Here is a 22674-nt window from a genome sequence, read left to right as displayed (position 1 = left end):
CAGCCTTACCATTAACACAATAATAGAAAAGCTAATGCTGTTCCGATATAATTTACCGTTTATACCATAAACCTATTGGAGCGGGTAGCGGGAATCGAACCCGCATATTCAGCTTGGAAGGCTGCTGCTCTACCACTGAGCTATACCCGCAAACAACGAAGTAAATTACATGGTGGAGGGGGTTGGATTCGAACCAACGTAGCATACGCAACGGATTTACAGTCCGCCCCCTTTAACCACTCGGGCACCCCTCCACATTAAAACCTAAATACAATAATATATAGATTTTACATGAACGACATCATTAATATAGCAATCTCAAAATTATAGCAAGAGTATATTTAAAAAAATTCTTGCCAAGACATAAAAATAAATATACAAAGCTTCAATCATGAATACTAAAAAAGACTCTCACTATGCAAGGCTACGCCGATCCTACAGAGAAACAAGCTTCGCTAAAAAAAATAATTCCGCTATAATAACAGATAAACTTGCTATTAACCACAATTATACAGCTAAAGATTCTATATATTTGTATGGAATACATACTGTTTTAGCTGCCTTGGCAAACAAAAGCAGAAAAATATATAAACTGTTACTAACTAAAAATGCATTAGAAAAAATAAAACCATATGATTCTCTCAATGAGGTTGAGACAGAAATTGTAAATACTCATGCACTAAACAAAATTTTTAACCATATCGTGATTCACCAAGGCATTATTGCCATAGCAAGTCCGCTAGAAAAAAAACGAATATGTGATCTCAAAAATGCTCACTGCGTTGTTTTGTTAGATCAAATAACAGATCCTCATAACATCGGAGCAATAATGCGTAGCTGCGTAGCTTTTGATGTAGATGCAATAATAACAACATCACGACACAGCCCTAGTGAAACTAGCGTGCTTGCCAAAACAGCTTCTGGTGCGCTTGATATGCTGGATTATATCATCATACCAAACCTATGCAACGCCCTAAATGATTTACATCAGCTAGGGTTTACAAGCATTGGCTTGGATTCAGAGGGGCCAACAAATTTAGAAACAACGCTGCTACAAAAGCCTATCTCTAAAATTGCTATCGTATTAGGAGCTGAAGGTAAAGGCCTACGGGAACGCACACGAATTACAGTTAATTATTTAGCAAAACTACACATACCAGGGAGAATAAAATCTCTAAATGTTTCTAATGCCGCAGCTATAGCTCTACATATTGCAACCAACAAACTTACTTATAGTCGACATGAAGCAAGCCAGAAATCATAAATAGAGTGATCCAACGCATTCAAGCCAGGGCTATTAGCAAACATCCAACCGCTAAACAAATGTTTAATTTGATTGTTTGGCATAATCTCATCAACGTCCAGGAAACTATCGGTGAGCTCTGATTCACCTATATCCCCTGTATAACAAACACGAGGAGTTATACGCAGTGAACCAAAACTATAGGTCTCCCCAATTTTTATTTTAAACCCGGTAATACGCCCAGTAATTTTATCTAAACCAACAAAAGAAGCTTCCGTGCCTTGCAAATGAGCCGAAGAAGCTGAGGCAAATGGTAAATCAAAAAGGATTAACGCCCCCACAGTTAAAAAAATTAATAACTTTGCAAAACTGCAGATTGAATCCATAACTATCTCTTATTTAGGGCGCCAGGAGCGATAATCACTAGAAACCGCATCGCGGTTACCTTTAACATTTATAGAACCCTTAGGAAAATAAGCAAATTGTGAACCAGTTAAATTAGGTTGATGAGCTTTTTCCCAATCATAAGCGCGATAAATTTCATCTACAGGAGGTGTATTAACACGATGATGGATCCAACCATGCCAACCAGCAGGTATCAAAGAAGCCTCAGAATAATTTTTATAAATCACCCAGCGACGAGGATAGCCATCTTTGTGCAATCCACCTTCGTAATAGGTATTACCTAAAAAATCAGTACCGATTTTTTTTCCTGCACGCCAGGTAAAAAAACGAGTATTTATTGTGTTGCCACCCCACCAAATAAAAATCTGCTTAAAAAATTTTAACATTAATTATACATCCATTAAAATATTAGCTACATGTTAAATAGCGATTTTCCTTTTTAGCAAATCATTAACAACTTGTGGATTAGCGCGCCCATCACTAAGTTTCATAACTTGCCCGACGAACCACCCTACTAAAGATGGCTTTGTTTTAAGCTGCAAAACCTTTTCAGGATTAGCAGCAATGACATCATCTATAATCTTTTCAATACTAGCTATATCAGTAATTTGAATTAATCCATGTTGCTCAACTATTTGGGCTGGGCACCCACCATCACGCCATAAAATATCAAAAACCGTTTTTGCAATCTTGCCGGAAATAGCACCAGTTTTTATGAGATCAACTAATTCCCCAAGCTGCTCTGGAGATACAGGTGAGCCCGTAATATCAAGACCTTCTTTGTTCAAGGCACCTAATAAATCATTAATTATCCAATTAGCAATTAATTTAGCATCATGGTTTTTTGCTGCTTTATAAAAAAAATCGACAATTTGTCTTTCAGAAATCAATATGGAAGCATCGTAAGCGCTTAATCCCAGAGAATAAATTAATTCATTTTTTATAGTATCCGGCAATTTTGGCAAATCAGCTTTTATTGCGTCAACATAGTCTTTAGATAAACTTAAGCAAGGAAGGTCAGGTTCAGGAAAATATCTATAATCTTGAGCATCCTCTTTGCTACGCATAGAGCGCGTCTCGCCCTTAATAGGGTCAAATAGACGTGTTTCTTGCAAAACAATATTACCAGATTCTAACACATCAATTTGCCGACGCGCTTCATAATTTATGGCTTGGCCCACAAATTTTATAGAATTAACATTTTTAATTTCACATCTTTCGCCAAGTTTTCCTCCAGGTTTACGAACAGATACATTTACATCTGCCCGCATAGAGCCTTCATCCATATTACCATCACAGGTATCTAAATAACGCATTATTGTGCGAAGCTTTGTCAAATAAGCTTTCGCCTGCTCTGCTGATCTAAGATCTGGCTTCGATACAATTTCCATTAACGCCACACCACACCGGTTAAGGTCAACATATGACATAGTAGGATGCTGATCATGCATAGATTTACCAGCATCCTGTTCTAAATGTAATCTTTCTATACCTATTTCTATATCTTCAAAAGCACCGTTTTTATCTGGCCCAACATTTATAGTTATCTTTCCCTCTCCAACTATCGGAGAATAAAACTGAGAAATTTGATAACCTTGCGGAAGATCTGGGTAAAAATAATTCTTACGGTCAAACGAAGATAGTAGATTAATTTCAGCATGCAACCCAAGCCCTGTTTTAATGGCTTGTTTTACACAAAATTCATTTATTACCGGCAACATGCCAGGCATACCCGCATCCACCAAGGAAACATTAGCATTTGGGCTAGCCCCAAAATTTGCCGCAGCGCCAGAAAAAAGCTTTGACTTAGACTTAACTTGAGCATGAACCTCTAAACCTATAACTATTTCCCAATCACCGCTAACGCCAGAGAGAAAATTTTTGGTGGTATTTGAAAAAGAATCCAACTCAGCTACCATAATCACTTAGCCTTTACTATCTTGCCAATTATTTATGCTATTTCTTATTTTTTGCTACAGACACATCATCACGCGCAACCTTCTTAGTCGACGCCTTTTTCTTAGCTTTCGGTTTAATCTCAAGTTCTTCATCATTATGCATTAATTTTTCAGGGCTAATTGATATATCATTAACTTTAACACTAGCTAAAATATGATCAATTACCTTATCTTCAAATATGGGAGCTTTTAAATTTTCTACGAAGGTGGGATTATTTTGGAAAAGATTCAGCAACTCTTTCTCTTGACCTGGAAAATACTGCAATTGTTGAAATAAAGCGCGCTGCAACTCTTCTTGGCCCACTTGAACATTTGCAGATGCTCCTATGCTGGCTAATACGAGACCTAATTTTACACGCCGTTTGGCCAGAGATTCCCACTCATCAGATTGCAAATTATGCTCAGTACAATTATGCTCGTTACAATCATGATCATGGTCTTTAGCGCTATCACCTTGCACTTGCGCCTCTATATTTTTAATTTCCATATCTACTAAAGATCCTGGCAACATAAAATCATATTCTGAATCTAGGAAATCCAAAATTTGACGTTTAACTTTTTGACGCGTTATAGCTCCATATTTGCTTTCTAACTGGCTATCTACATACTGCTTCAGTTGCTCTACCGATTCAGCCCCTAGTTTTTTAGCCGATTCATCATCAATAATAAATTCACCAGCTTTTTCCACTTTTTTCACTTTTATTTCGAAAGTAGCATCCTTTCCTGCTAGCGACTTAGCTCCATAATCCTCTGGAAAGGTTACTGCTATAACTTTTTCAGCACCAGCTTTGAGCCCAACCAATTGCTCTTCAAATCCAGGAATAAATTTATTGGCACCTAAGACAAGCTGCACATCCTTATCTGCACCACCTTCAAAAACCTTATCAGCAATTTTGCCTAAATAATCTATGGTGATCCTATCGCCCAAAACAGCAGCTGATTTTTTTTCTTTAAATTCCCGAACCTGTGAAAAAATTTCTTCAAGCTGTTTATCTTTTTCAGCCTGCGATATATCTGCAACCAGCCTATTAACTTCTAATTTTGAAAAATCCTTAATATCAATATTTGGCAAAATTTCATATTTTAAAAGAACTTTTGCGTCTTCCTTGTTATTTAAAATACGCTCGATAAAAGCCTCATCATCCCCTAGAGAAATTTCAGGTCGCAAAGCAGGCTTTTCGCCCCTATCATTTAACAAAGTTGCAGGCAATGAGGAAAGTTTTTCATTAATAATTTCAGCCATAAAAGACTTACCATAATTTTTACGCAAATAAGAAGCTGGAACTTTACCAACCCTAAATCCCTTTAAGCTCACGGTAGATTTTGCTTGCTCAATTTTATCATCAAGCTCTTTAAAAAGATCAGAAGCAAAAAAAACTACCTCTAATTCACGTTTCAAACCTTCATTTAACTTTTCAACAACTTGCATATTTTATGCCTTTATATATCATAATTTACATAGAGCGCTGTAACAATAAGCGACATATTTACTAGTATAATCTCTGTACATCCAGCAAATTAAGAGCAGAAACATGCATCAAAGCAAACAACTACAAATGAAATAAGTGTGTAAAGAAATTATGGTGCGGATGGAGGGACTCGAACCCCCACGGTCACCCGCCAGAACCTAAATCTGGTGCGTCTACCAATTTCGCCACATCCGCGATATTATCTATATGTGCATACATAAAATATGCTAAACCATCAGACCAGATAAACATAACGAGAACTATAAATCAAGTCAAGTATTTTTTAGTGGGCTAGATTCTAATGGTTACATATAGCTTACTTATTTACTACTTCTTTAAAAGTTTTACCAGCAGAAAATTTTGGCAATTTACGAGCCGGTATAACAATCTCAACACCAGTAGAAGGATTGCGTCCTTTTGTCGCTGACCGATGCGAAACCTCAAAAGTACCGAATCCAGGCAACCTAACAGCGTCTCCAGCTGCTAATGTCTCAACAACAGTGGTCAAAACTGCCTCTAACGCAACAGTAGCGTTAGCCTTACTCATATTTGCTTTTTGTGCTATAGTGTTGATAAAATCTGATTTATTCATGCCAGTGCAATCCATATTTAAATTAGTCTAAATACTCTTACGAGTTGATGATAAACTATACTAAAATACATTTTTATAAAATAATCAACAAGAAAATGCTTAATTAACAGCTAAACTACTATCTTTTTTTGCAGGAGCCGCCCACATGGAATTGGCTACTTGATTTTCTAATATTGGCAAAGACGTCACCAAAGCATGCTCAAGCACTTGAGTTAACGAATATACTGGAATAATTTCGATATCTTCTTTAATAGAAGGCGGCATTTCAGCCAAGTCTTTAACATTATCCTCGGGAATCAAAACTTTTTTTATTCCACCACGCTTTGCCGCTAATAATTTTTCTTTAAGCCCACCTATAGCTAAAACACGCCCGCTAAGCGTAATTTCTCCAGTCATAGCTACATCCTTATGAACGGCAATCCCTGTAAGAACAGAAACCATCGAGGTAACCATAGCAACACCTGCAGATGGCCCGTCTTTGGGAGTAGCAGCCTCAGGAACATGGACATGTATATCCCGCTTATCGAATAAATCTGGATCGATACCAAAACTAATCGCATTTGAACGCACATAAGAAGAAGCAGCGCTTATAGATTCTTTCATAACATCTTTAAGATTACCAGTAATTAACATTTTACCTTTGCCTGGCATAACCACACCCTCAATAGTCAGCAATTCACCTCCGACTTGAGTCCAAGCTAGACCAGTAGTAACCCCTATTTGATGTTCTCCATGTATTTGTCCATATTTATATCGCTTAGCACCAAGATATTCCTCTATATTATCCCTATTTATAGCGACAGCATCTACTTTTTCTTTCGTAAGTTTAATAACAGCCTTGCGCGCCAATTTCATAAGTTCACGCTCTAATGCACGCACTCCGGCTTCTCGCGTATAATATTGAATTATATAACGGATAGCCTCTTCATCCAAAGAAAACTCTTTGCCAGTTAAAGCATGCTCTCGCAATACCTTTTTTAGCAAATGCTGCTTTGCTATCTCTAACTTTTCCTCTTCACTATAACCAGCTATACGAATAATTTCCATGCGATCTAACAAAGGCATTGGAATATCCAAACTATTTGCAGTGGTGATGAACATAACATCAGAAAGATTGTATTCAACATCCAAATAGTGGTCAACAAAAGCTGCATTTTGCTCTGGATCCAAAACCTCCAAAAGAGCAGAAGATGGATCGCCTCTAAAATCTCTACCCATTTTATCTATTTCATCTAACAAAAATAATGGGTTTGATTTTTTAGCTTTCTTCATAGACTGTATAATTTTGCCTGGCATAGAACCTATATAAGTACGGCGATGTCCACGTATTTCAGCCTCATCGCGCATTCCACCAAGAGCCATTTTTACATATACTCGACCAGTTGCTTGCGCAATACTTTTTGCCAAAGAGGTCTTGCCAACCCCCGGGGGTCCTACCAAACAAATTATAGAGCCCTTAACTTTTTTAGCTCTATTTTGTACTGCTAAATATTCTATAATTCGCTCTTTAACATCTTTTAAACCAAAATGAGCCTCATCAAGGATTTTTTGCGCATTTGCTAAATCAAAGCTAACTCTAGATTTTTGCCCCCAAGGCAAACTTAACAACCATTCAAGATAGTTCCGTATTACACCAGCTTCTGGAGCCATAGAGGAAGCAGAACGCAATTTTTTTAATTCACTTTGAGCTTTGGTAGCTGCTTCTTTACTAAGCTTTACAGTCTGCAGCCTTTTTTCAAACTCTGCAATCTCATCACCTTGCTCAGAACCCTCGCCCAATTCTTTTTGAATCGCTTTAATCTGTTCATGCAGATAGTACTCACGCTGAGTTTTTTCCATTTGCCGCTTAACGCGAGAGCGTATGCGTTTTTCCATATTTATTATAGAGGTCTCACCTTCTAAAAAAGACAACGCTCGCTGAAGGCGCTTCTTAACCGAAAGCATCTCAAACATTTCTTGTTTATCGGTTAACTTTATATCCAAATTGGCAATGATCGTATCACATAACCTAGATGGATCATACGTATGAGCTAAAGAATGAACAAGTTCTACTGGGATCCTTCGATTAATTTTAACATAATTCTCAAAATCATATAATAAAGATCTAGCCAAAGCCTCTATCTCAGTTGCATCTTCTACGGGTTCAGTTAAAATTTCAATACGCGCTTCATAAAAAGATTTTTCGTCAATAAATTTCTTTATTCTTATCCTTTTAAACCCCTCCATAAGCACTTTTACAGTGCCATCTGGTAATTTTAAAAACTGCAAAATGCTGGCCAACGTACCATATTCAAACAGATCGCTCGGTATTGGATCATCTTTAAGGGCATCTTTTTGCGTTAACAATACTACATGGCTACGATTTCTATCCGCCTCTACTAAAGCAGAGACAGATTTTTCCCTACCAACAAAAACCGGAACGACCATACTAGGAAACACTACTATATCGCGTAACGGCACTACAGGAAAAATCATATCATCATGCAACACCAACGGCTCTGAAGAATTCAGAAACTCTTCAATCATACCTAGATCCTTTCGCCTAGCAAGCTATTATATATAAACAAAACCAAACACAACGGCAGACCATAAGCTAATCTGTTGGCTATACCGATATTTTGTAATTTAAGCTGGAATATCTTCAATTTCTTTCTGTGTTGTCCAATTTTTTTTACCAGAATCTGGCTTATCGGCATAAATTAACAAAGGCGAAGATTTAGACTCCACCGTCTCTTTCGTAACTTTAACTTCTACAACACCTTGCAAGGAAGGCAAATCGAACATTGTATCCATCAGAATTTGTTCCATTATTGAACGAAGACCACGGGCTCCAGTTTTACGATCCACAGCCTTTTGCGCTATAGCCGCCAAACCATCTTCTGTAAATAGTAATTTCACATCCTCCATTTCAAAAAGACGCTGATACTGCTTTATAAGAGCGTTTTTTGGCTCAGACAAAATTCTGACAAGAGCTGACACATCTAAATCTTCTAGCGTTGCAATAACTGGCAATCTACCTATAAACTCAGGAATCAAACCGAATTTAATTAAATCTTCAGATTCCATAGTCTGATATATTTCTCCCAGAGTACGCTCTTCCGCTGCCTTAATATTAGCCCCAAATCCTATAGAGGTCTTTCTACCCCGAGAAGATATTATCTTTTCTAGTCCAGCAAACGCACCGCCACAAATAAAGAGAATATTTGTAGTATCAACTTGCAAAAATTCCTGCTGAGGATGCTTGCGACCACCCTGTGGCGGAACTGATGCTACGGTACCTTCCATAATTTTTAACAAGGCTTGCTGCACACCTTCGCCAGAAACGTCCCGAGTAATAGAAGGATTATCAGATTTACGAGTGATCTTATCTACCTCATCTATATAAACTATGCCTCTTTGAGCCCGCTCTACATTATAATCAGCAGCCTGCAATAATTTTAAAATAATATTTTCTACATCTTCCCCAACATACCCAGCCTCGGTCAAGGTTGTAGCATCAGCCATGGTAAAAGGCACATCAATAATTTTTGCTAAAGTTTGTGCAAGATAAGTCTTTCCGCAACCAGTAGGCCCTACTAATAAAATATTAGATTTTGCAAGCTCTAACTCACCTGGCTTCGCGCAATGAGATAAACGTTTATAATGATTATGGACTGCAACAGATAAGATTTTTTTCGCTTGCTTCTGACCTATTACATAATCATCTAAAAATTTCATAATCTCATGCGGTGTAGGGGCTCCTTGACTTGCCTTCGCACCTTCGATTTTATTATCTTCAGTTATAATTTCTGTACACAGGCCAACGCATTCATCGCAGATGAAAACGGTAGGACCGGCGATAAGCTTATACACCTCATGTTGACTTTTACCGCAAAATGAACAATAAAGCGCATGTTTTGCCTCTTCGTTATTGTCACCGTTCTTGCCCATGCCTTCACACCCCCCAATAGTATATTATGCTATATAAATAAGCATAGTTATAACATTTTGCAAATAAATCTATTTTGCAAAAAGATCTCTATTCTTTATTAGTTAACTCAAGAGGTCGCGTTAAAACCTCATCTACCAGCCCAAAAATCTGGGCTTCTTCAGCAGTCATGAAGTGATCGCGATCTAAAGTTTTCTCTATAATTTCATAGTCTTGGCCAGTATGCTTTACATAAATTTCATTTAATCGACGTTTCATTTTGATAATGTCTTGAGCATGTCGCTCTATATCGGATGCCTGACCTTGGAACCCACCAGATGGCTGGTGTACCATTACGCGAGCGTTTGGTAAAACGAATCTACGCCCTTTAGCACCAGCAGCCAACAGAAGCGACCCCATCGAAGCCGCCTGCCCCATGCATAAAGTAGAAACTTGAGGACGAATAAATTGCATAGTATCATAAATTGCCATTCCAGCAGTGACAACACCGCCAGGAGAATTTATATACAAACTTATTTCTTTTTTCGGGTCCTCAGATTCTAAAAATAACAGCTGCGCGCAGATAAGCATCGACATATTGTCTTCTACTGGGCCATTTACAAACACGATACGTTCTTTCAATAAACGTGAAAAAATATCAAAAGCGCGCTCACCACGGCTAGTCTGCTCTACTACCATTGGCACGAGATTAAGCGCTGTATTAATTGAATTGTTCATTTTTTACCTTTTAAACTTCCTTTAAAATAGACAAAATAAATATAACTTATGAATATTCTTTTAATAACAGGTGCGAATCTGTATTAATAAAGAATACTAAAAATACAATTCACAGCACCACGACGCCATCATACAGCTGGGTTTTGGATTAAGCTCCATAAGAATAATAACAACCCTAATAAAGTAGTAACCATAGCAACAATTGCTGTATAGCGAAAGGGGTAACCACTTGCAATCAAAACTCCACCCCCCCAAGCTCCTAAAGCATTTGCAACATTGTAAGCCGCTTGTATTAAGGCACCAGCCAACATAGGGGCTTTGCTAGAAATACTAACAATTCGCACCTGAATCGAAGGCATACTAGCAAAAGATAAACCTATAGCAAAACAAGCCAAAGCAGCAAAAAAACGCTGTTGACAAAAAAACATAAAAACACCGTAAGCAAAGGCACTATATAACATAGAGTAAATTATTGTACGCTCTACCCCGATATAACTGGCTAAACGCGGTCCTAAAATATTTCCAGCAACCATGCCTAAGCCAAGAATAGGCATAATAAAAGGAACCTGCCATAATGCATAGCCAGCTTCTATCTGAAGAATCGGTTTAATATAGCTAAAAATACAAAATAATCCAGATGCACCAACACAAACAACCATTAACATGTACCATAATTGTGGTTTTTTTAACGCTTGCAGTTCAATTCGCGCAGAAGATGTGGCAAATACAATCGAATCGGGTAACAATTTCGCTATCAAAAAAGCTGTCACCCAAGCAATTAAGGCAACTAATACAAAAACAAAGCGCCATCCCACAACTTGTCCCGCATAAGTAGCCAAAGGCGCTCCAAAAACTGTAGCTATGGTTAACCCAAGCATGACATTACCCACTGCCTTCGACTTCTGCGCGTGAGCCGCCAACTCTGCGGCAACAAATGTTGCTGTACCAAAATAAACGCCATGCGGCAAGCCAGCTATAAAGCGCGAAAAAAGCAACCAACCATAACTACTGCAACAAGCACTAAAAAGATTCGCAATCCCATAAAACAACATGAGACAAATAAGCAACAATTTACGCTGCATTTGCGCACTTAATACAGCCAAAATTGGAGCACCTACAACAACCCCCATAGCATAAAAGGCTATATACTGACCTGCTACTGCTATAGAAACCTGTGTCGCTTGAGCCATTTCCGGAAGTATGCCCATAGCTACAAATTCGCTAGTACCTATAGCAAAACCGCCCAAAGCCATAGCCATATGCATGTTATTTTTTATTTTTTTTTGCAATTTAGCAACCTTTTTTTAATAGAAACGTATTTATCATATGCCTAGCGGCGTGGTTGGCAACTTTCGCGCAAGCTACAGTTGGTATATTTCGGATTGGGTGCTAGCGATACGGCTAGATTCTCCGGATCAGGTAGTCGCGTACCGGGACCCATGGCCTACTATATTAGCTTTAGTAATTCACAGGTGTAATTTGTGCAGTAAAGCGTAAGTAGAGTAAAGAATGGCAGCGCCAGAAAGCTTTGGCGCTGCTTTTTTCTTACTTTAAAGCATATTGATATCGCCTTTACTCCAATTCTCAATTGTCTTAGCCATAAAATCCTTATAACAGCCAAAACCAATAGCAGACCTTATGTCTTGCATCAACTGCTGATAATAACTAAGGTTATGCCAGCTAAGCAACATCGCCCCTAAAGATTCGTTACATTTAATCAAATGATGCAAATAAGCACGGCTATAATCGGAACTCGCCGGACAGGATGATTCTTCATCCAAAGGCCTAGGGTCTTCAGCGTGGCGAGCATTACGCAAATTTACCTTGCCGAACCTAGTAAAAGCCAAGCCGTGTCTACCAGCACGTGTAGGCATAACACAATCAAACATATCAACTCCCTTTTCTACCGCTTTTAAAATATCATCTGGAGTGCCTACCCCCATTAAATATCGCGGCTTTTCACATGGTAAAATATTATTAACTATCTCTATCATATCCAACATTACCTGCTGCGGCTCACCCACTGCTAGGCCGCCAATACTGTACCCTTTTAGGTTCATGGCCTTTAATGCTAATGCAGAACGCTCGCGCAATTGTTTGTTATCACCACCTTGGACAATACCAAACATTGCTTTGTTCGGTTGGACACCAAATGCATCAGAACAACGCTGCGCCCAACGTAAAGAAAGCTCCATAGCATTCTCTAAATCCCCATAAGATGCTGGCAATTTGACACACTGATCCAACTGCATAAGAATATCTGAATCCAATAAACTCTGTATTTCAATAGAGCGTTCCGGCGTCATTTCATATCGCTTGCCATCGATATGAGAACTGAAAACAACACCATGCTCGCTTAGCTTGGCCAAGTTAGATAAGGACATAACTTGAAATCCACCAGAATCTGTTAAAATTGGACCAGACCATTTAATAAATTCGTGCAATCCCCCCAGTCGCGCTACTCTTTCTGCGCCTGGGCGCAGCATCAAATGATAGGTATTACCTAAAATAATATCCGCTCCTAGCTCTTTCACCTGATTCATATACATCGCCTTAACGGTACCGGCTGTGCCCACTGGCATAAAAGCAGGAGTACGAATTTCGCCACGAGGCATTGCTATACAGCCCAAGCGTGCATTTTTGTCTACTGCTAGCAATTGAAAAGAAAATTTATTATCCATGAGTTAACTCGAGAAAGCTTGCATCGCCGTAAGAATAGAATCTATAAGCGTTAGCTATAGCATGGCTATACGCATTTTTCATCTGTTCTAATCCGCTAAACGCACATACCAGCATAAATAAAGTAGATTTCGGTAAATGAAAATTGGTTATAAGACAATCCACAAAGCGAAAATTATAACCAGGAGTAATAAAGATATCCGTTGGGCCAGACCACTCATGCAGCTCAGAGTTACTGTCACTCGCACTTTCTAACAACCGCAAAGCCGTAGTACCTACTGCTATTATACGACGCCCCTGTTTCTTTGCAAGATTTAATTGCTCAACTGTTTGCGAGTTAATGCAACCAATTTCGCTATGCATTTTATGATCTTCGGTATCGTTTACTTTTACAGGCAAAAAAGTGCCCGCCCCTACATGTAAAGTTAAATAATGTTGCTCTATACCAGCCTTTTTTAACTCTAATAAAAAAGAGGAAGTAAAGTGCAAACCTGCTGTAGGTGCAGCTACTGCTCCTTCATGCTTAGCAAAAACAGTTTGATAATCTAACTTATCTTGCTCATCCAGCGAACGACGCCGTGCAATATATGGCGGCAATGGCATCTGGCCCAAACTAAAAATTGTTGCGTTTAAAGCACTTCCTGCTTTATTAAAACGCAATAAAATTTCTCCACTCGTTTGTATTTGTAAAATCTCAGCCTGCAATTCTGGAGAAAAAATAAGCGTTTCTCCCAATTTAAGCCGCTTTAAAGGCCTAGCAAAAGCGCACCAAACATCTGCATCCACACGCATATGCAAATTAATATTTATATTTGCTATAGCGTCACCACGAACGCGTTGTGCCAAAAGGCAAGCAGGAAGGACTTTTGTATCATTAAAAACCAAAACATCGCCAGCTCGCAGCAGGTGCTTCAGATTACCTATATTGTAATCTGTTAACCCGCCCTGCGCATCCACATGCAACAATTTAGCTGCCTCACGGTCAACCAACGGGCGCAAGGCTATACAAGCTTCTGGCAAATAAAAGTCAAATAATTCAACTTTCATCTATTAATTCCACTATTTAATAGCAACATCATAGCTAATACATTTTTATGCAAATAAACAAGCCAGCATGGCTTTTTACGAAGCATTAAGGCCACACCAGCTTGTCATATAGACTTATTACGGTAAATGAAAACCAAAGATTAAAGTGCTACTCCGCTTCGATAGTAGCAATTTCAATGATATCAGGATCGGAAACAGGCTCACCACGTTTTATTTTATCTACATTTTCCATACCTTCAACAACTTGCCCCCAAACACTATATTGTTTGTCCAACCAAGGAGCGTCCTCAAAACAAATAAAAAATTGAGAATTTGCAGAATTTTGATCCGCACTGCGCGCCATAGATGCTGTACCACGCCTATGTGGTGTCGTAGAAAACTCAGCTTTCAAATTGGGCTTATCTGAACCGCCAGCACCAGCCATGCCAGGTTTATAGCTACCGCTTAACTTATTACCATACTTCACATCACCAGTTTGCGCCATAAACCCATCAATAACTCTGTGGAAAACTACACCATTATACGCCCCCTCTTGTGCCAACTCTTTTATACGTTGTACATGATTTGGAGCAATATCACTCAACAGTTCAATTTTTATAGTACCGCAACTCGTCTTTAAAATCAAAAATTCCTTCATAATTCTGGGCCTTCTATTCTATGCTAGCTTTAATAATAATATCAGGGTCTTTTACAGCGCCACTAGCATCATTACCCTTTTTTATTTTATCAACAGCGTCCATGCCATTTACTACCTGTCCTATAACGGTATATTGACCATTGAGAAAATTAGCGTCTTTAAAACATATGAAAAATTGTGAATTCGCAGAATCTTGGGCAGCAGAACGAGCCATACCAACTACCCCACGCAAAAATGGCTCTTTAGAAAGTTCAGCCACCAAATTAGGATATTTTGAACTACCAGTGCCAACTAATGCACTATTATAAGAAGGCGAGCCCTTTTGACCATATTTCACATCACCAGTTTGTGCCATAAACCCATCAATAACTCTGTGAAAAACTACGTTATTATAAGCACCATCTGCTACTAATTGTTTGATTCTAGCAACATGCTTTGGCGCCAAATCGGGACGCAGTTTAATGGAAACATCACCAGTTTTTAGTTTTAGTACCAAGATATTTTTAGACTCCATTTGCCCTTTTTCTGCAGAATCGGCTAGAACTACGCTAGTACCAATCATACAACAAATTATTACAGCCATTACCCTTTTAAACATTGTTATCTCCTATTTATAAATTTGCGCCTAAACGCTTCTTGAACATTTACAGGAATCCATGCCTGTAAATCTCCACCAAATCGAGCTATTTCTTTAACTATGCTAGAAGAAATAGCTCGATATTTCATTTCTGCAGGCAGAAAAACAGTACGAACAGTCCCATGTGATAAATGCGAGTTTATATCTAACATGCGCCATTCATATTCAAAATCTTTAGCATCACGCACACCGCGAATCAACCAAACTATATTTAATTTCTTGGCCAAATCGGCCAACAATGTCTCAAAGCTCACTATATTAATTCGAAAAGCATCATTAGGAAACTCTGTCTCTATAGCCTGTCTTACCAAATCCAAACGCTCTTGCTGTGTAAAAAAATAGGCTTTTTCCGCATGCAAACCTATAGCAATTGTTAAAGTCTCAACAATCTCTAGTGCTTTTGTTATTATATTCAAATGGCCGTAAGTTATCGGATCAAAAGACCCAGCATAAATCGCCTGCTTCATGCTGTCCCCGCATATTCTTGCTCTTCACTAGAATCGGCGCTAGATACTATTTCAACTGAAGCCACTTTTTCTTCAGCTAAAGTTTTTACTATCGTTACACCCTTCGCAGCTCGATTAAATAAACTTATATCAGAAACTGGAATACGTATAATTTGACCGCCCGAGGTGCCTACCATAATTTGGTCTTTTTCTTCTACTACAAAAGCGCCGACTAAGTAACCCGTTTGTTCAGACCTAGCACTATTTATGGCTTTTACACCTTGCGTGCCCCTATTAGTTACAGAAAAATCATAAGAAGAGACCAATTTACCATAACCATATTCACTAATGATTAGCAATTTTTGCTCAGCTTGCGCTAAATTTAAAAATTCTTCATTACTAAGCTCCATCTCTGGAATTTCAGAATCAATTACAGCTTCATCTGACCTACGCAGATTAAGGCTACGCTTTAAATAAGCTGCTCGCTTTATAGCGCTTGCCTCAACATGTTTTAATATAGCCATAGAGATAAGTGCATCTTCTTTTTTTAAATTTATACCACGCACCCCTATAGAATTACGTCCCTTTGACACGCGCAATTTTGATACAGGAAAACGTACGCATTGTCCATGAGCAGAAATCAGCAAAACATCATTATCCGGCGCACAAGGAGCAACAGCAACTATTTCTTCATCCTCATTTAGCTTCATTGCTCTTTTGCCGCTTCGCATAGACGGAACCACATCTGCCAAATTATTACGACGTACCGTAGCTTTATTGCTAGCAAATATCACATCAAACTCAGACCAACTAGCTTCGTCCTCTGACAGCGGCATGATAAACGTTATGAGTTCCCCTTGAGAAAGAGGCAAAAGATTTATCAATGCCTTACCACGAGACTGCAAATTACTAATCGGCAAGCGCCAAACTTTTTCTTTATAAACCATTCCATGAGAAGAAAAGAATAGCAACCAGCTATGGGTAGTAGCCATAAATAATTTAGATACATAATCATCTTCTTTGGTTGACATCCCTATACGCCCACGCCCGCCACGATGCTGGGCTCTATAACTATCCAAGGGAACGCGCTTTATGTAACCTTCGTGACTTACCGTGACGACCATATCTTCTTTTGCAATAAGATCTTCATCTTCCATAGAAGATTCGTCAGCAGAAAAGCTTGTACGCCTGGGCGTTGCTAACTCATCGCGTATAGCAGCCAACTCCTCTTTTACAAGAGCTAAAATACGCAAATTCGAGCTCAAAATTGCTAAATATTCTTTAATTTCTGCGCCTATAGAATTAAGCTCATCGGCAACTTCTTCTCGTCCCAAAGCCGTTAACCTTTGAAGCCGCAATTCTAATATTGCTTTAGCCTGAGCTGCAGAAAGATTATAGGTTTCATCTGAATGAATAATATGCCGTGGATCGTCAACTAATTTTATCAAACCAGCGACATCACGGGCAGGCCAACGCCGTTGCATCAACTGCTCCCGCGCAATTTGTGGATCGGCCGCGCGACGAATAAGCTCAATTATCTCGTCAATATTAGCAACAGAAATAGCCAAACCTACTAAAACATGTGCCCGCTCACGGGCTTTTTCTAATAAATGTTTAGTACGACGACAAACCACCTCTTCTCTAAAGGATACGAAAGCTCGTAAAATTTCCAATAGATTCATTTGCTCAGGACGACCGCCATTAAGCGCAACCATATTACAACTAAAATTAGCTTGTAAAGGCGCATATTTATAAAGTTGATTCAAGACCACTTCGGCAAAAGCATCACGCTTAAGCTCAATAACCACACGGTAGCCATCACGATCAGACTCATCGCGCACAGCAGAAATGCCCTCAATCCTCTTATCCCGCACTAGCTCACTTATTTTCTCAATCATTGTGCGCTTATTTACCTGATATGGCATTTCAGAAACAATAATTGCCTGGCGGCCTTCTCGAATTTCTTCAGTCGTAACTTTCGCGCGCATAGTAATAGAACCGCGCCCCGTCTGATAAGCACTTCGCACTCCAGCGCGGCCTAGAATCACAGCACCAGTCGGAAAATCTGGCCCCTGTATAATTTCCATCAACTCTTCTAGCGTAATCTCTTGATTCTCAATTAAAGCTATACACCCATTAATCACCTCACCCAAATTATGCGGAGGAATATTTGTTGCCATACCCACAGCAATACCGCCAGAGCCATTAACTAGCAAATTCGGGAAGCGAGCGGGTAAAACCGTGGGTTCCAATTCGCGGCCATCATAATTTTCTTGAAAATCTACAGTCGCCTGGTCAATATCCAACAGCAACATTTGCGATATTTTTTCTAAGCGGCACTCAGTATAGCGCATTGCGGCTGGCGGATCAGCATCAATAGATCCGTAATTCCCCTGTCCGTCGATTAAAGGATCGCGCAAAGAGAAATCCTGCGCCATACGCACTAAAGCATCATAAATAGAAGCATCACCATGCGGGTGATATTTACCCATAACCTCACCGATAACCGCAGCAGATTTTCGGTAATTTCTATTATACAGCAACCCCATCTCATTCATTGCATATAAAATACGACGATGCACAGGCTTAAGTCCATCCCGTACATCTGGTAAGGCCCTTGATACGATAACGCTCATAGCATAATCCAAATAGGAGCGTGTCATTTCCTGTTTTATGCTAACAGCTTGTATATCCTGCGTTATAGTGGATATAGGCTCTTCATTTTTCATTTAAGCAATAACTCTTTCAAAATCGGTTAAAATGGAATGTCATCTTCTAATCCCGAGGGGTAATGGGAGCTGTTTTGTTCTGAAGTAGGTGAATTAGAAGTTTCATAATCACTAGTCATTCCACGCCCCTCTGTCTTGGCATCTAGCATATGCAAATCCCCACGATATTTTTGCAACACAATTTCTGTGGTATATCTATCATTACCATCCTTATCTTGCCATTTTCGCGTCTGCAATTGACCTTCTACATAAATTTTATTGCCTTTTTTAACATACTGCTCAACCACCTTAGCAATATTTTCATTAAAAATCACTACATTATGCCATTCCGTTCTTTCTTTGCGCTCACCACTATTGCGATCGCGCCAAGCTTCCGAGGTAGCAATACGCAAGCTCACCACAGGATCCCCAGAGTTAGTGCGGCGTACCTCTGGCACATTGCCTACATTGCCTACTAAAATAACTTTATTAACACTACCAGCCATTCATAAAACTCCAAAATAACATTTCTGGCGTGATTATAGCCATAAACTTCTTTATCTTCAATGATATTAATAAATTATTAAGAAAAAATATGCGGGCGCATTTAAAACATGCCATATATAATATATACTCAGCTCAAAATTAGCATTTACTTAAATTATGGTTATTATGACAAAGCAAGACTTCATCTGCCTACGCGGCGCACGCGAACATAATCTAAAAAATATAGATATAGACATACCGCGTAATAAACTAGTGATAATCACTGGGCTTTCCGGATCTGGCAAATCTAGCTTAGCTTTTGATACTATCTACGCTGAAGGGCAACGAAGATATGTTGAAAGCCTCTCTGCCTATGCTAGACAATTTTTAGAAATGATGCAAAAACCAGATTATGACAGGTTAGATGGTTTATCTCCAGCCATCTCTATTGAGCAAAAAACTACTAGCAAAAATCCCCGCTCAACTGTTGGCACCATAACAGAAATTTATGACTATATGCGGCTGCTTTTTGCGCGTATAGGCGTGCCATACTCACCAGCGACTGGCCTGCCAATAAAAAGCCAAACCATAAGCCAAATGGTCGATCGATTATTAAAGTTAGAAAATGGTACACGCTTATATCTACTAGCACCATTAATACAAGGGAGAAAAGGCGAATATAAAAAGGAACTAGCCGAGCTACAAAAACAAGGATTTCAACGCGTAAAATTAGATGGAGAATTTTATGAAATCTCAGACTTGCCTAACATCGATAAAAAATACAAGCATTATATAGATGTAGTAGTTGACCGTATAGCCCTACGCCCAGATTTAGCAGCAAGGATGGCCGATAGTTTAGAAACATGCTTAAAGCTTTCTGGCGGATTAGCAATAGCGGAGTTAGCCGACAAAAAAGCAAACAATACAACTGGCGTACAGAAAAATAAAAATGATACTCACGAACGCATATTATTTTCAGAAAAATTCGCATGCCCCGTTTCTGGCTTTACCATTAGCGAAATAGAACCTCGTATCTTTTCCTTTAACAACCCGTATGGCGCTTGCCCAAATTGCAATGGTCTTGGCTTTACCAAAACCCTAACAGAAGAGCTAATAGTACCAGATATGGATTTGCCACTAAATAAAGGCGCTATAGTACCGTTACAAAACTCCCAATTTGACTATTATGAAAAAATAATGACCAAGTTAGCTCGCTATTATCAATTTACTACTAAAACTAAATGGCGTGAAGTTCCTGTTGAAGCACGTAATATCTTTTTACATGCCAACGACATTCCAGCGGACTTAAAGAAAGATCTAGCAAGCTATAAAGGGCTACTGCCAAATATGCTAAGACGCTGGAAAGAAACCAGCTCTAACCTTGTACGCGAAGACATAGAAAAATATATGACTGAATTAGCTTGCGAGGATTGCCATGGCTATAGGTTAAAACCAGAATCACTTGCTATAAAAATTGAAGGCAACCATATCGGTGAAATTAGCAAAATGTCTATAAGTAAAGCCAGCGATTGGTTTACATCATTACCAAAAAAATTAGAAGAAAAAGAAAACACAATTGCTACTCCAATTTTAAAAGAAATTATTGAAAGATTGAATTTTCTAAATAATGTTGGCTTAAGCTACCTAACGCTTTCACGCAATTCTGGTACATTATCGGGCGGAGAAAGCCAACGTATTAGATTAGCATCTCAAATTGGCTCGGGACTTACTGGCGTATTATATATCTTAGACGAACCCTCCATAGGCTTACATCAACGTGATAACTACCGCTTGCTTGAAACTCTACGCAACCTCAGAGATTTAGGCAATAGCGTTATAGTTGTTGAACATGACGAGGATGCAATGCTCTCTAGCGATTATATTATCGATATTGGTCCTGCTGCTGGCGTACATGGCGGAAAGATAGTAGCCAAAGGCACCCCACAAGAAATCATGCAAAATCCAAATTCGTTAACAGGTCAATATTTAAGCGGCAAATTATCTATAAAAATGCCTTTACAGCGTCGAAAAATTAATAAAAAGCGTGTATTGCAAATTACCGGTGCAACCGGTAATAATTTAAAAAATGTTACAGCTACCATACCGCTTGGCTTATTTACCTGCATCACTGGTGTTTCCGGGGGAGGAAAGTCTACGCTATTGTTACAGACCTTATTCAAAGCAGCATCCAAGGAAATTATGGGCGCGCGTACTCAACCTGCCCCATATAATAAACTGACAGGCTTAGAACACATCGACAAAGTAATAGATATAGACCAAGCGCCTATAGGCAGGACACCACGATCTAATCCAGCTACGTATATAGGCTTATTCACCTATATACGCGACTGGTTTGCGAATTTGCCGGAGGCAAAAGCACGAGGCTATGGCCCAGGTAGATTTTCTTTTAATGTCAAAGGAGGAAGGTGTGAGGCCTGCCAGGGCGATGGCGTTACTAAAATAGAAATGCATTTTTTACCAGATATTTACGTTACTTGCGATGTTTGCGCTGGCAAACGCTATAACCGAGAAACCCTGCAGGTAACATACAGGGATAAATCCATCTCCGATATTTTGGATATGACAATAGAAGAAGGAGTAGAATTTTTTTCCGCTGTGCCTAGCATACATAATAAATTATTAACTTTACAAAAAGTCGGACTGGGCTACGTAAAAATTGGGCAGCAGGCAACAACTCTATCTGGTGGTGAAGCACAAAGGGTAAAGCTAGCCAAAGAGCTCTCCCGCAAGGCAACAGGCAATACATTATACATATTAGACGAACCTACAACTGGACTGCATTTTCACGATATTGCAAAATTATTAGACATACTACAAGATCTTGTAGATAAAGGTAATAGCGTAGTTGTTATAGAGCATAATTTAGAAGTAATCAAAACAGCAGACTGGGTAATAGATTTTGGACCAGAAGGTGGTGACGGAGGCGGTAAAATAATAGCGGTTGGTCAACCAGAAGATATTGTAAAAATAGAAGAATCATATACCGGAAAATTTTTAAACCCTATTTTAAAGCGCATGAAATAAGTCATAGGCCGCCTTAACTTGCTCAAAATCCTGCAATCTAGCTTTTACAATTTCATCGTCGCTACCCCAAGATTCTATACACCAATTCTGCTCAATATTGGCGGCTTCCCATGCTTGATGCAATGATAACTCCTTTGCAGAAATTAATAAAGCTATTAACGCAGAACTCATTAAACTCGACATAACATGCAACGCACCAAGGGCAAACGGTGTATTAAAACGCCGAAGAAACATCCCAAGTAGTTTTATTGATTCGCTAGGCTGCACTATATGTGTAAGCTCATAGGTAAGATTAAAATGCGCACCAGTTAATTCATAAATTTTATCTAACAAGTTATCCCAACATTCTCCTTGGAGTTTCGCCAAGGCCTGCGGCTCTTGAACCCTATAAAATAATAAATCATGCGCTGCCATACGCAAAATATCTTCTATAATTGCTTGTGGGTCACTCACTATACCGTCCAACACGGTATTTGCAATACGTGTTACTGGCATAGAGGAAGGCATTATTACATCATTTTGCGCCATAAATTCTTTTGCAATAAATTGCGCAACCTGAAAAGAAGGTAGTAAAAGCTGATTACCTGCAGGCGTTTTTACAATTTTATTATCTAGCAAAACAGCATAGCCTTTATCTTTAAAATCTACTTTTGCTAGTTTATAAAAACGCTTCATAA

General features: G+C 39.0%; 19 protein-coding genes and 3 tRNA genes. 2 read left to right on the top strand and 20 right to left on the bottom strand.

Annotation, left to right across the window (positions count from 1 at the left end; all coding sequences use genetic code 11):
* Positions 1–76 precede the first annotated feature (76 nt).
* Positions 77–150, bottom strand: a tRNA-Gly gene (locus QVL57_RS04945).
* Between the two features lie 20 nt (positions 151–170).
* Positions 171–254, bottom strand: a tRNA-Tyr gene (locus QVL57_RS04940).
* Between the two features lie 137 nt (positions 255–391).
* On the opposite strand from QVL57_RS04940, the gene QVL57_RS04935 reads away from it, so the two are divergent.
* Positions 392–1264, top strand: a complete 873-nt coding sequence (locus QVL57_RS04935) for an RNA methyltransferase (protein WP_290076191.1) — start codon at positions 392–394, stop codon at positions 1262–1264.
* Here QVL57_RS04935 and QVL57_RS04930 read toward each other — a convergent pair.
* The 17 genes from QVL57_RS04930 to ssb all read right to left on the bottom strand — a co-directional run bounded on the left by QVL57_RS04930 (position 1231) and on the right by ssb (position 18972).
* Positions 1231–1629, bottom strand: coding sequence for a DUF2155 domain-containing protein (locus QVL57_RS04930; protein WP_290076190.1), 399 nt, complete (start codon positions 1627–1629; stop codon positions 1231–1233). The genes QVL57_RS04935 and QVL57_RS04930 overlap by 34 nt on opposite strands.
* A gap of 9 nt (positions 1630–1638) precedes the next feature.
* Entirely contained in the window at positions 1639–2034 is a 396-nt protein-coding gene (locus QVL57_RS04925; RefSeq protein ID WP_290076188.1) for an NADH:ubiquinone oxidoreductase subunit NDUFA12, read from the bottom strand.
* A gap of 33 nt (positions 2035–2067) precedes the next feature.
* Positions 2068–3567, bottom strand: coding sequence for an Asp-tRNA(Asn)/Glu-tRNA(Gln) amidotransferase subunit GatB (gene gatB, locus QVL57_RS04920; protein WP_290076186.1), 1500 nt, complete (start codon positions 3565–3567; stop codon positions 2068–2070).
* Between the two features lie 37 nt (positions 3568–3604).
* Positions 3605–5035: a trigger factor gene (tig, locus tag QVL57_RS04915; protein WP_290076184.1), complete on the bottom strand. Its 1431-nt coding sequence runs from the start codon at positions 5033–5035 to the stop codon at positions 3605–3607.
* Positions 5036–5187: 152 nt separating this feature from the next.
* Positions 5188–5270 (bottom strand) — tRNA-Leu (locus QVL57_RS04910).
* A gap of 121 nt (positions 5271–5391) precedes the next feature.
* A complete protein-coding gene (locus tag QVL57_RS04905; protein WP_290076183.1) occupies positions 5392–5667 on the bottom strand; it encodes an HU family DNA-binding protein in 276 nt (91 codons plus the stop codon).
* Positions 5668–5766: 99 nt separating this feature from the next.
* A complete protein-coding gene (lon, locus tag QVL57_RS04900) occupies positions 5767–8193 on the bottom strand; it encodes an endopeptidase La (protein ID WP_290076182.1) in 2427 nt (808 codons plus the stop codon).
* 99 nt (positions 8194–8292) lie between these two features.
* On the bottom strand, positions 8293–9597 hold the full coding sequence (clpX, locus tag QVL57_RS04895; protein WP_290076181.1) for an ATP-dependent Clp protease ATP-binding subunit ClpX: 1305 nt from the start codon (positions 9595–9597) through the stop codon (positions 8293–8295).
* Between the two features lie 88 nt (positions 9598–9685).
* Complete coding sequence (gene clpP / locus QVL57_RS04890) at positions 9686–10312, bottom strand: ATP-dependent Clp endopeptidase proteolytic subunit ClpP (protein ID WP_290076180.1); 627 nt, start codon at positions 10310–10312, stop codon at positions 9686–9688.
* Between the two features lie 128 nt (positions 10313–10440).
* The gene (locus QVL57_RS04885; protein ID WP_290076179.1) at positions 10441–11601 is read right to left on the bottom strand and encodes an MFS transporter; all 1161 of its coding nucleotides are present in this window, start codon (positions 11599–11601) and stop codon (positions 10441–10443) included.
* 261 nt (positions 11602–11862) lie between these two features.
* On the bottom strand, positions 11863–12993 hold the full coding sequence (gene tgt / locus QVL57_RS04880) for a tRNA guanosine(34) transglycosylase Tgt (RefSeq protein ID WP_290076177.1): 1131 nt from the start codon (positions 12991–12993) through the stop codon (positions 11863–11865).
* Positions 12986–14038 (bottom strand): tRNA preQ1(34) S-adenosylmethionine ribosyltransferase-isomerase QueA, encoded by a 1053-nt coding sequence (gene queA / locus QVL57_RS04875; protein WP_290076175.1) that lies wholly within the window; start codon positions 14036–14038, stop codon positions 12986–12988. The genes tgt and queA overlap by 8 nt, the downstream gene beginning before the upstream one ends.
* Positions 14039–14186: 148 nt before the next feature.
* Entirely contained in the window at positions 14187–14675 is a 489-nt protein-coding gene (locus tag QVL57_RS04870) for a peptidylprolyl isomerase (protein WP_290076173.1), read from the bottom strand.
* 13 nt (positions 14676–14688) lie between these two features.
* Positions 14689–15273 carry a peptidylprolyl isomerase gene (locus QVL57_RS04865; RefSeq protein WP_290076171.1) on the bottom strand — a complete coding sequence of 195 codons (585 nt, stop codon included), beginning with the start codon at positions 15271–15273 and terminating at the stop codon, positions 14689–14691.
* A gap of 2 nt (positions 15274–15275) precedes the next feature.
* Entirely contained in the window at positions 15276–15779 is a 504-nt protein-coding gene (gene coaD, locus QVL57_RS04860; RefSeq protein ID WP_290076170.1) for a pantetheine-phosphate adenylyltransferase, read from the bottom strand.
* Positions 15776–18487 (bottom strand): DNA gyrase subunit A, encoded by a 2712-nt coding sequence (gene gyrA, locus QVL57_RS04855; protein ID WP_290076168.1) that lies wholly within the window; start codon positions 18485–18487, stop codon positions 15776–15778. The genes coaD and gyrA overlap by 4 nt, the downstream gene beginning before the upstream one ends.
* Before the next feature lie 26 nt (positions 18488–18513).
* A complete protein-coding gene (ssb, locus tag QVL57_RS04850) occupies positions 18514–18972 on the bottom strand; it encodes a single-stranded DNA-binding protein (RefSeq protein ID WP_290076167.1) in 459 nt (152 codons plus the stop codon).
* A gap of 166 nt (positions 18973–19138) precedes the next feature.
* Here ssb and uvrA point away from each other — a divergent pair, with 166 nt between their 5' ends.
* Entirely contained in the window at positions 19139–21997 is a 2859-nt protein-coding gene (uvrA, locus tag QVL57_RS04845; RefSeq protein ID WP_290076166.1) for an excinuclease ABC subunit UvrA, read from the top strand.
* On the opposite strand, the gene QVL57_RS04840 is transcribed toward uvrA, so the two are convergent.
* Positions 21980–22672, bottom strand: a complete 693-nt coding sequence (locus QVL57_RS04840; protein WP_290076164.1) for an ATP12 family protein — start codon at positions 22670–22672, stop codon at positions 21980–21982. The two genes, uvrA and QVL57_RS04840, sit on opposite strands and share 18 nt — an antisense overlap.
* Between the last annotated feature and the right edge of the window lie 2 nt (positions 22673–22674).

The sequence above is a fragment of the Bartonella sp. TP genome (assembly GCF_030406085.1).
Taxonomy (GTDB): Bacteria; Pseudomonadota; Alphaproteobacteria; order Rhizobiales; family Rhizobiaceae; genus CALTWN01.
Note: the sequence above shows the minus strand (reverse complement) of the source record. Positions and strands in the feature narration are given on the sequence as shown.

Coding starts and splice junctions, on each gene's coding strand:
- QVL57_RS04930 (WP_290076190.1), bottom strand. CDS start 1,629: ATGGATTCAATCTGCAGTTTTGCAAAGTTATTAATTTTTTTAACTGTG.
- clpX (WP_290076181.1), bottom strand. CDS start 9,597: ATGGGCAAGAACGGTGACAATAACGAAGAGGCAAAACATGCGCTTTAT.
- QVL57_RS04935 (WP_290076191.1), top strand. CDS start 392: ATGAATACTAAAAAAGACTCTCACTATGCAAGGCTACGCCGATCCTAC.
- gyrA (WP_290076168.1), bottom strand. CDS start 18,487: ATGAAAAATGAAGAGCCTATATCCACTATAACGCAGGATATACAAGCT.
- QVL57_RS04905 (WP_290076183.1), bottom strand. CDS start 5,667: ATGAATAAATCAGATTTTATCAACACTATAGCACAAAAAGCAAATATG.
- uvrA (WP_290076166.1), top strand. CDS start 19,139: ATGACAAAGCAAGACTTCATCTGCCTACGCGGCGCACGCGAACATAAT.
- QVL57_RS04925 (WP_290076188.1), bottom strand. CDS start 2,034: ATGTTAAAATTTTTTAAGCAGATTTTTATTTGGTGGGGTGGCAACACA.
- QVL57_RS04870 (WP_290076173.1), bottom strand. CDS start 14,675: ATGAAGGAATTTTTGATTTTAAAGACGAGTTGCGGTACTATAAAAATT.
- tgt (WP_290076177.1), bottom strand. CDS start 12,993: ATGGATAATAAATTTTCTTTTCAATTGCTAGCAGTAGACAAAAATGCA.
- coaD (WP_290076170.1), bottom strand. CDS start 15,779: ATGAAGCAGGCGATTTATGCTGGGTCTTTTGATCCGATAACTTACGGC.
- queA (WP_290076175.1), bottom strand. CDS start 14,038: ATGAAAGTTGAATTATTTGACTTTTATTTGCCAGAAGCTTGTATAGCC.
- gatB (WP_290076186.1), bottom strand. CDS start 3,567: ATGGTAGCTGAGTTGGATTCTTTTTCAAATACCACCAAAAATTTTCTC.
- lon (WP_290076182.1), bottom strand. CDS start 8,193: ATGATTGAAGAGTTTCTGAATTCTTCAGAGCCGTTGGTGTTGCATGAT.
- tig (WP_290076184.1), bottom strand. CDS start 5,035: ATGCAAGTTGTTGAAAAGTTAAATGAAGGTTTGAAACGTGAATTAGAG.
- ssb (WP_290076167.1), bottom strand. CDS start 18,972: ATGGCTGGTAGTGTTAATAAAGTTATTTTAGTAGGCAATGTAGGCAAT.
- clpP (WP_290076180.1), bottom strand. CDS start 10,312: ATGAACAATTCAATTAATACAGCGCTTAATCTCGTGCCAATGGTAGTA.
- QVL57_RS04865 (WP_290076171.1), bottom strand. CDS start 15,273: ATGTTTAAAAGGGTAATGGCTGTAATAATTTGTTGTATGATTGGTACT.
- QVL57_RS04840 (WP_290076164.1), bottom strand. CDS start 22,672: ATGAAGCGTTTTTATAAACTAGCAAAAGTAGATTTTAAAGATAAAGGC.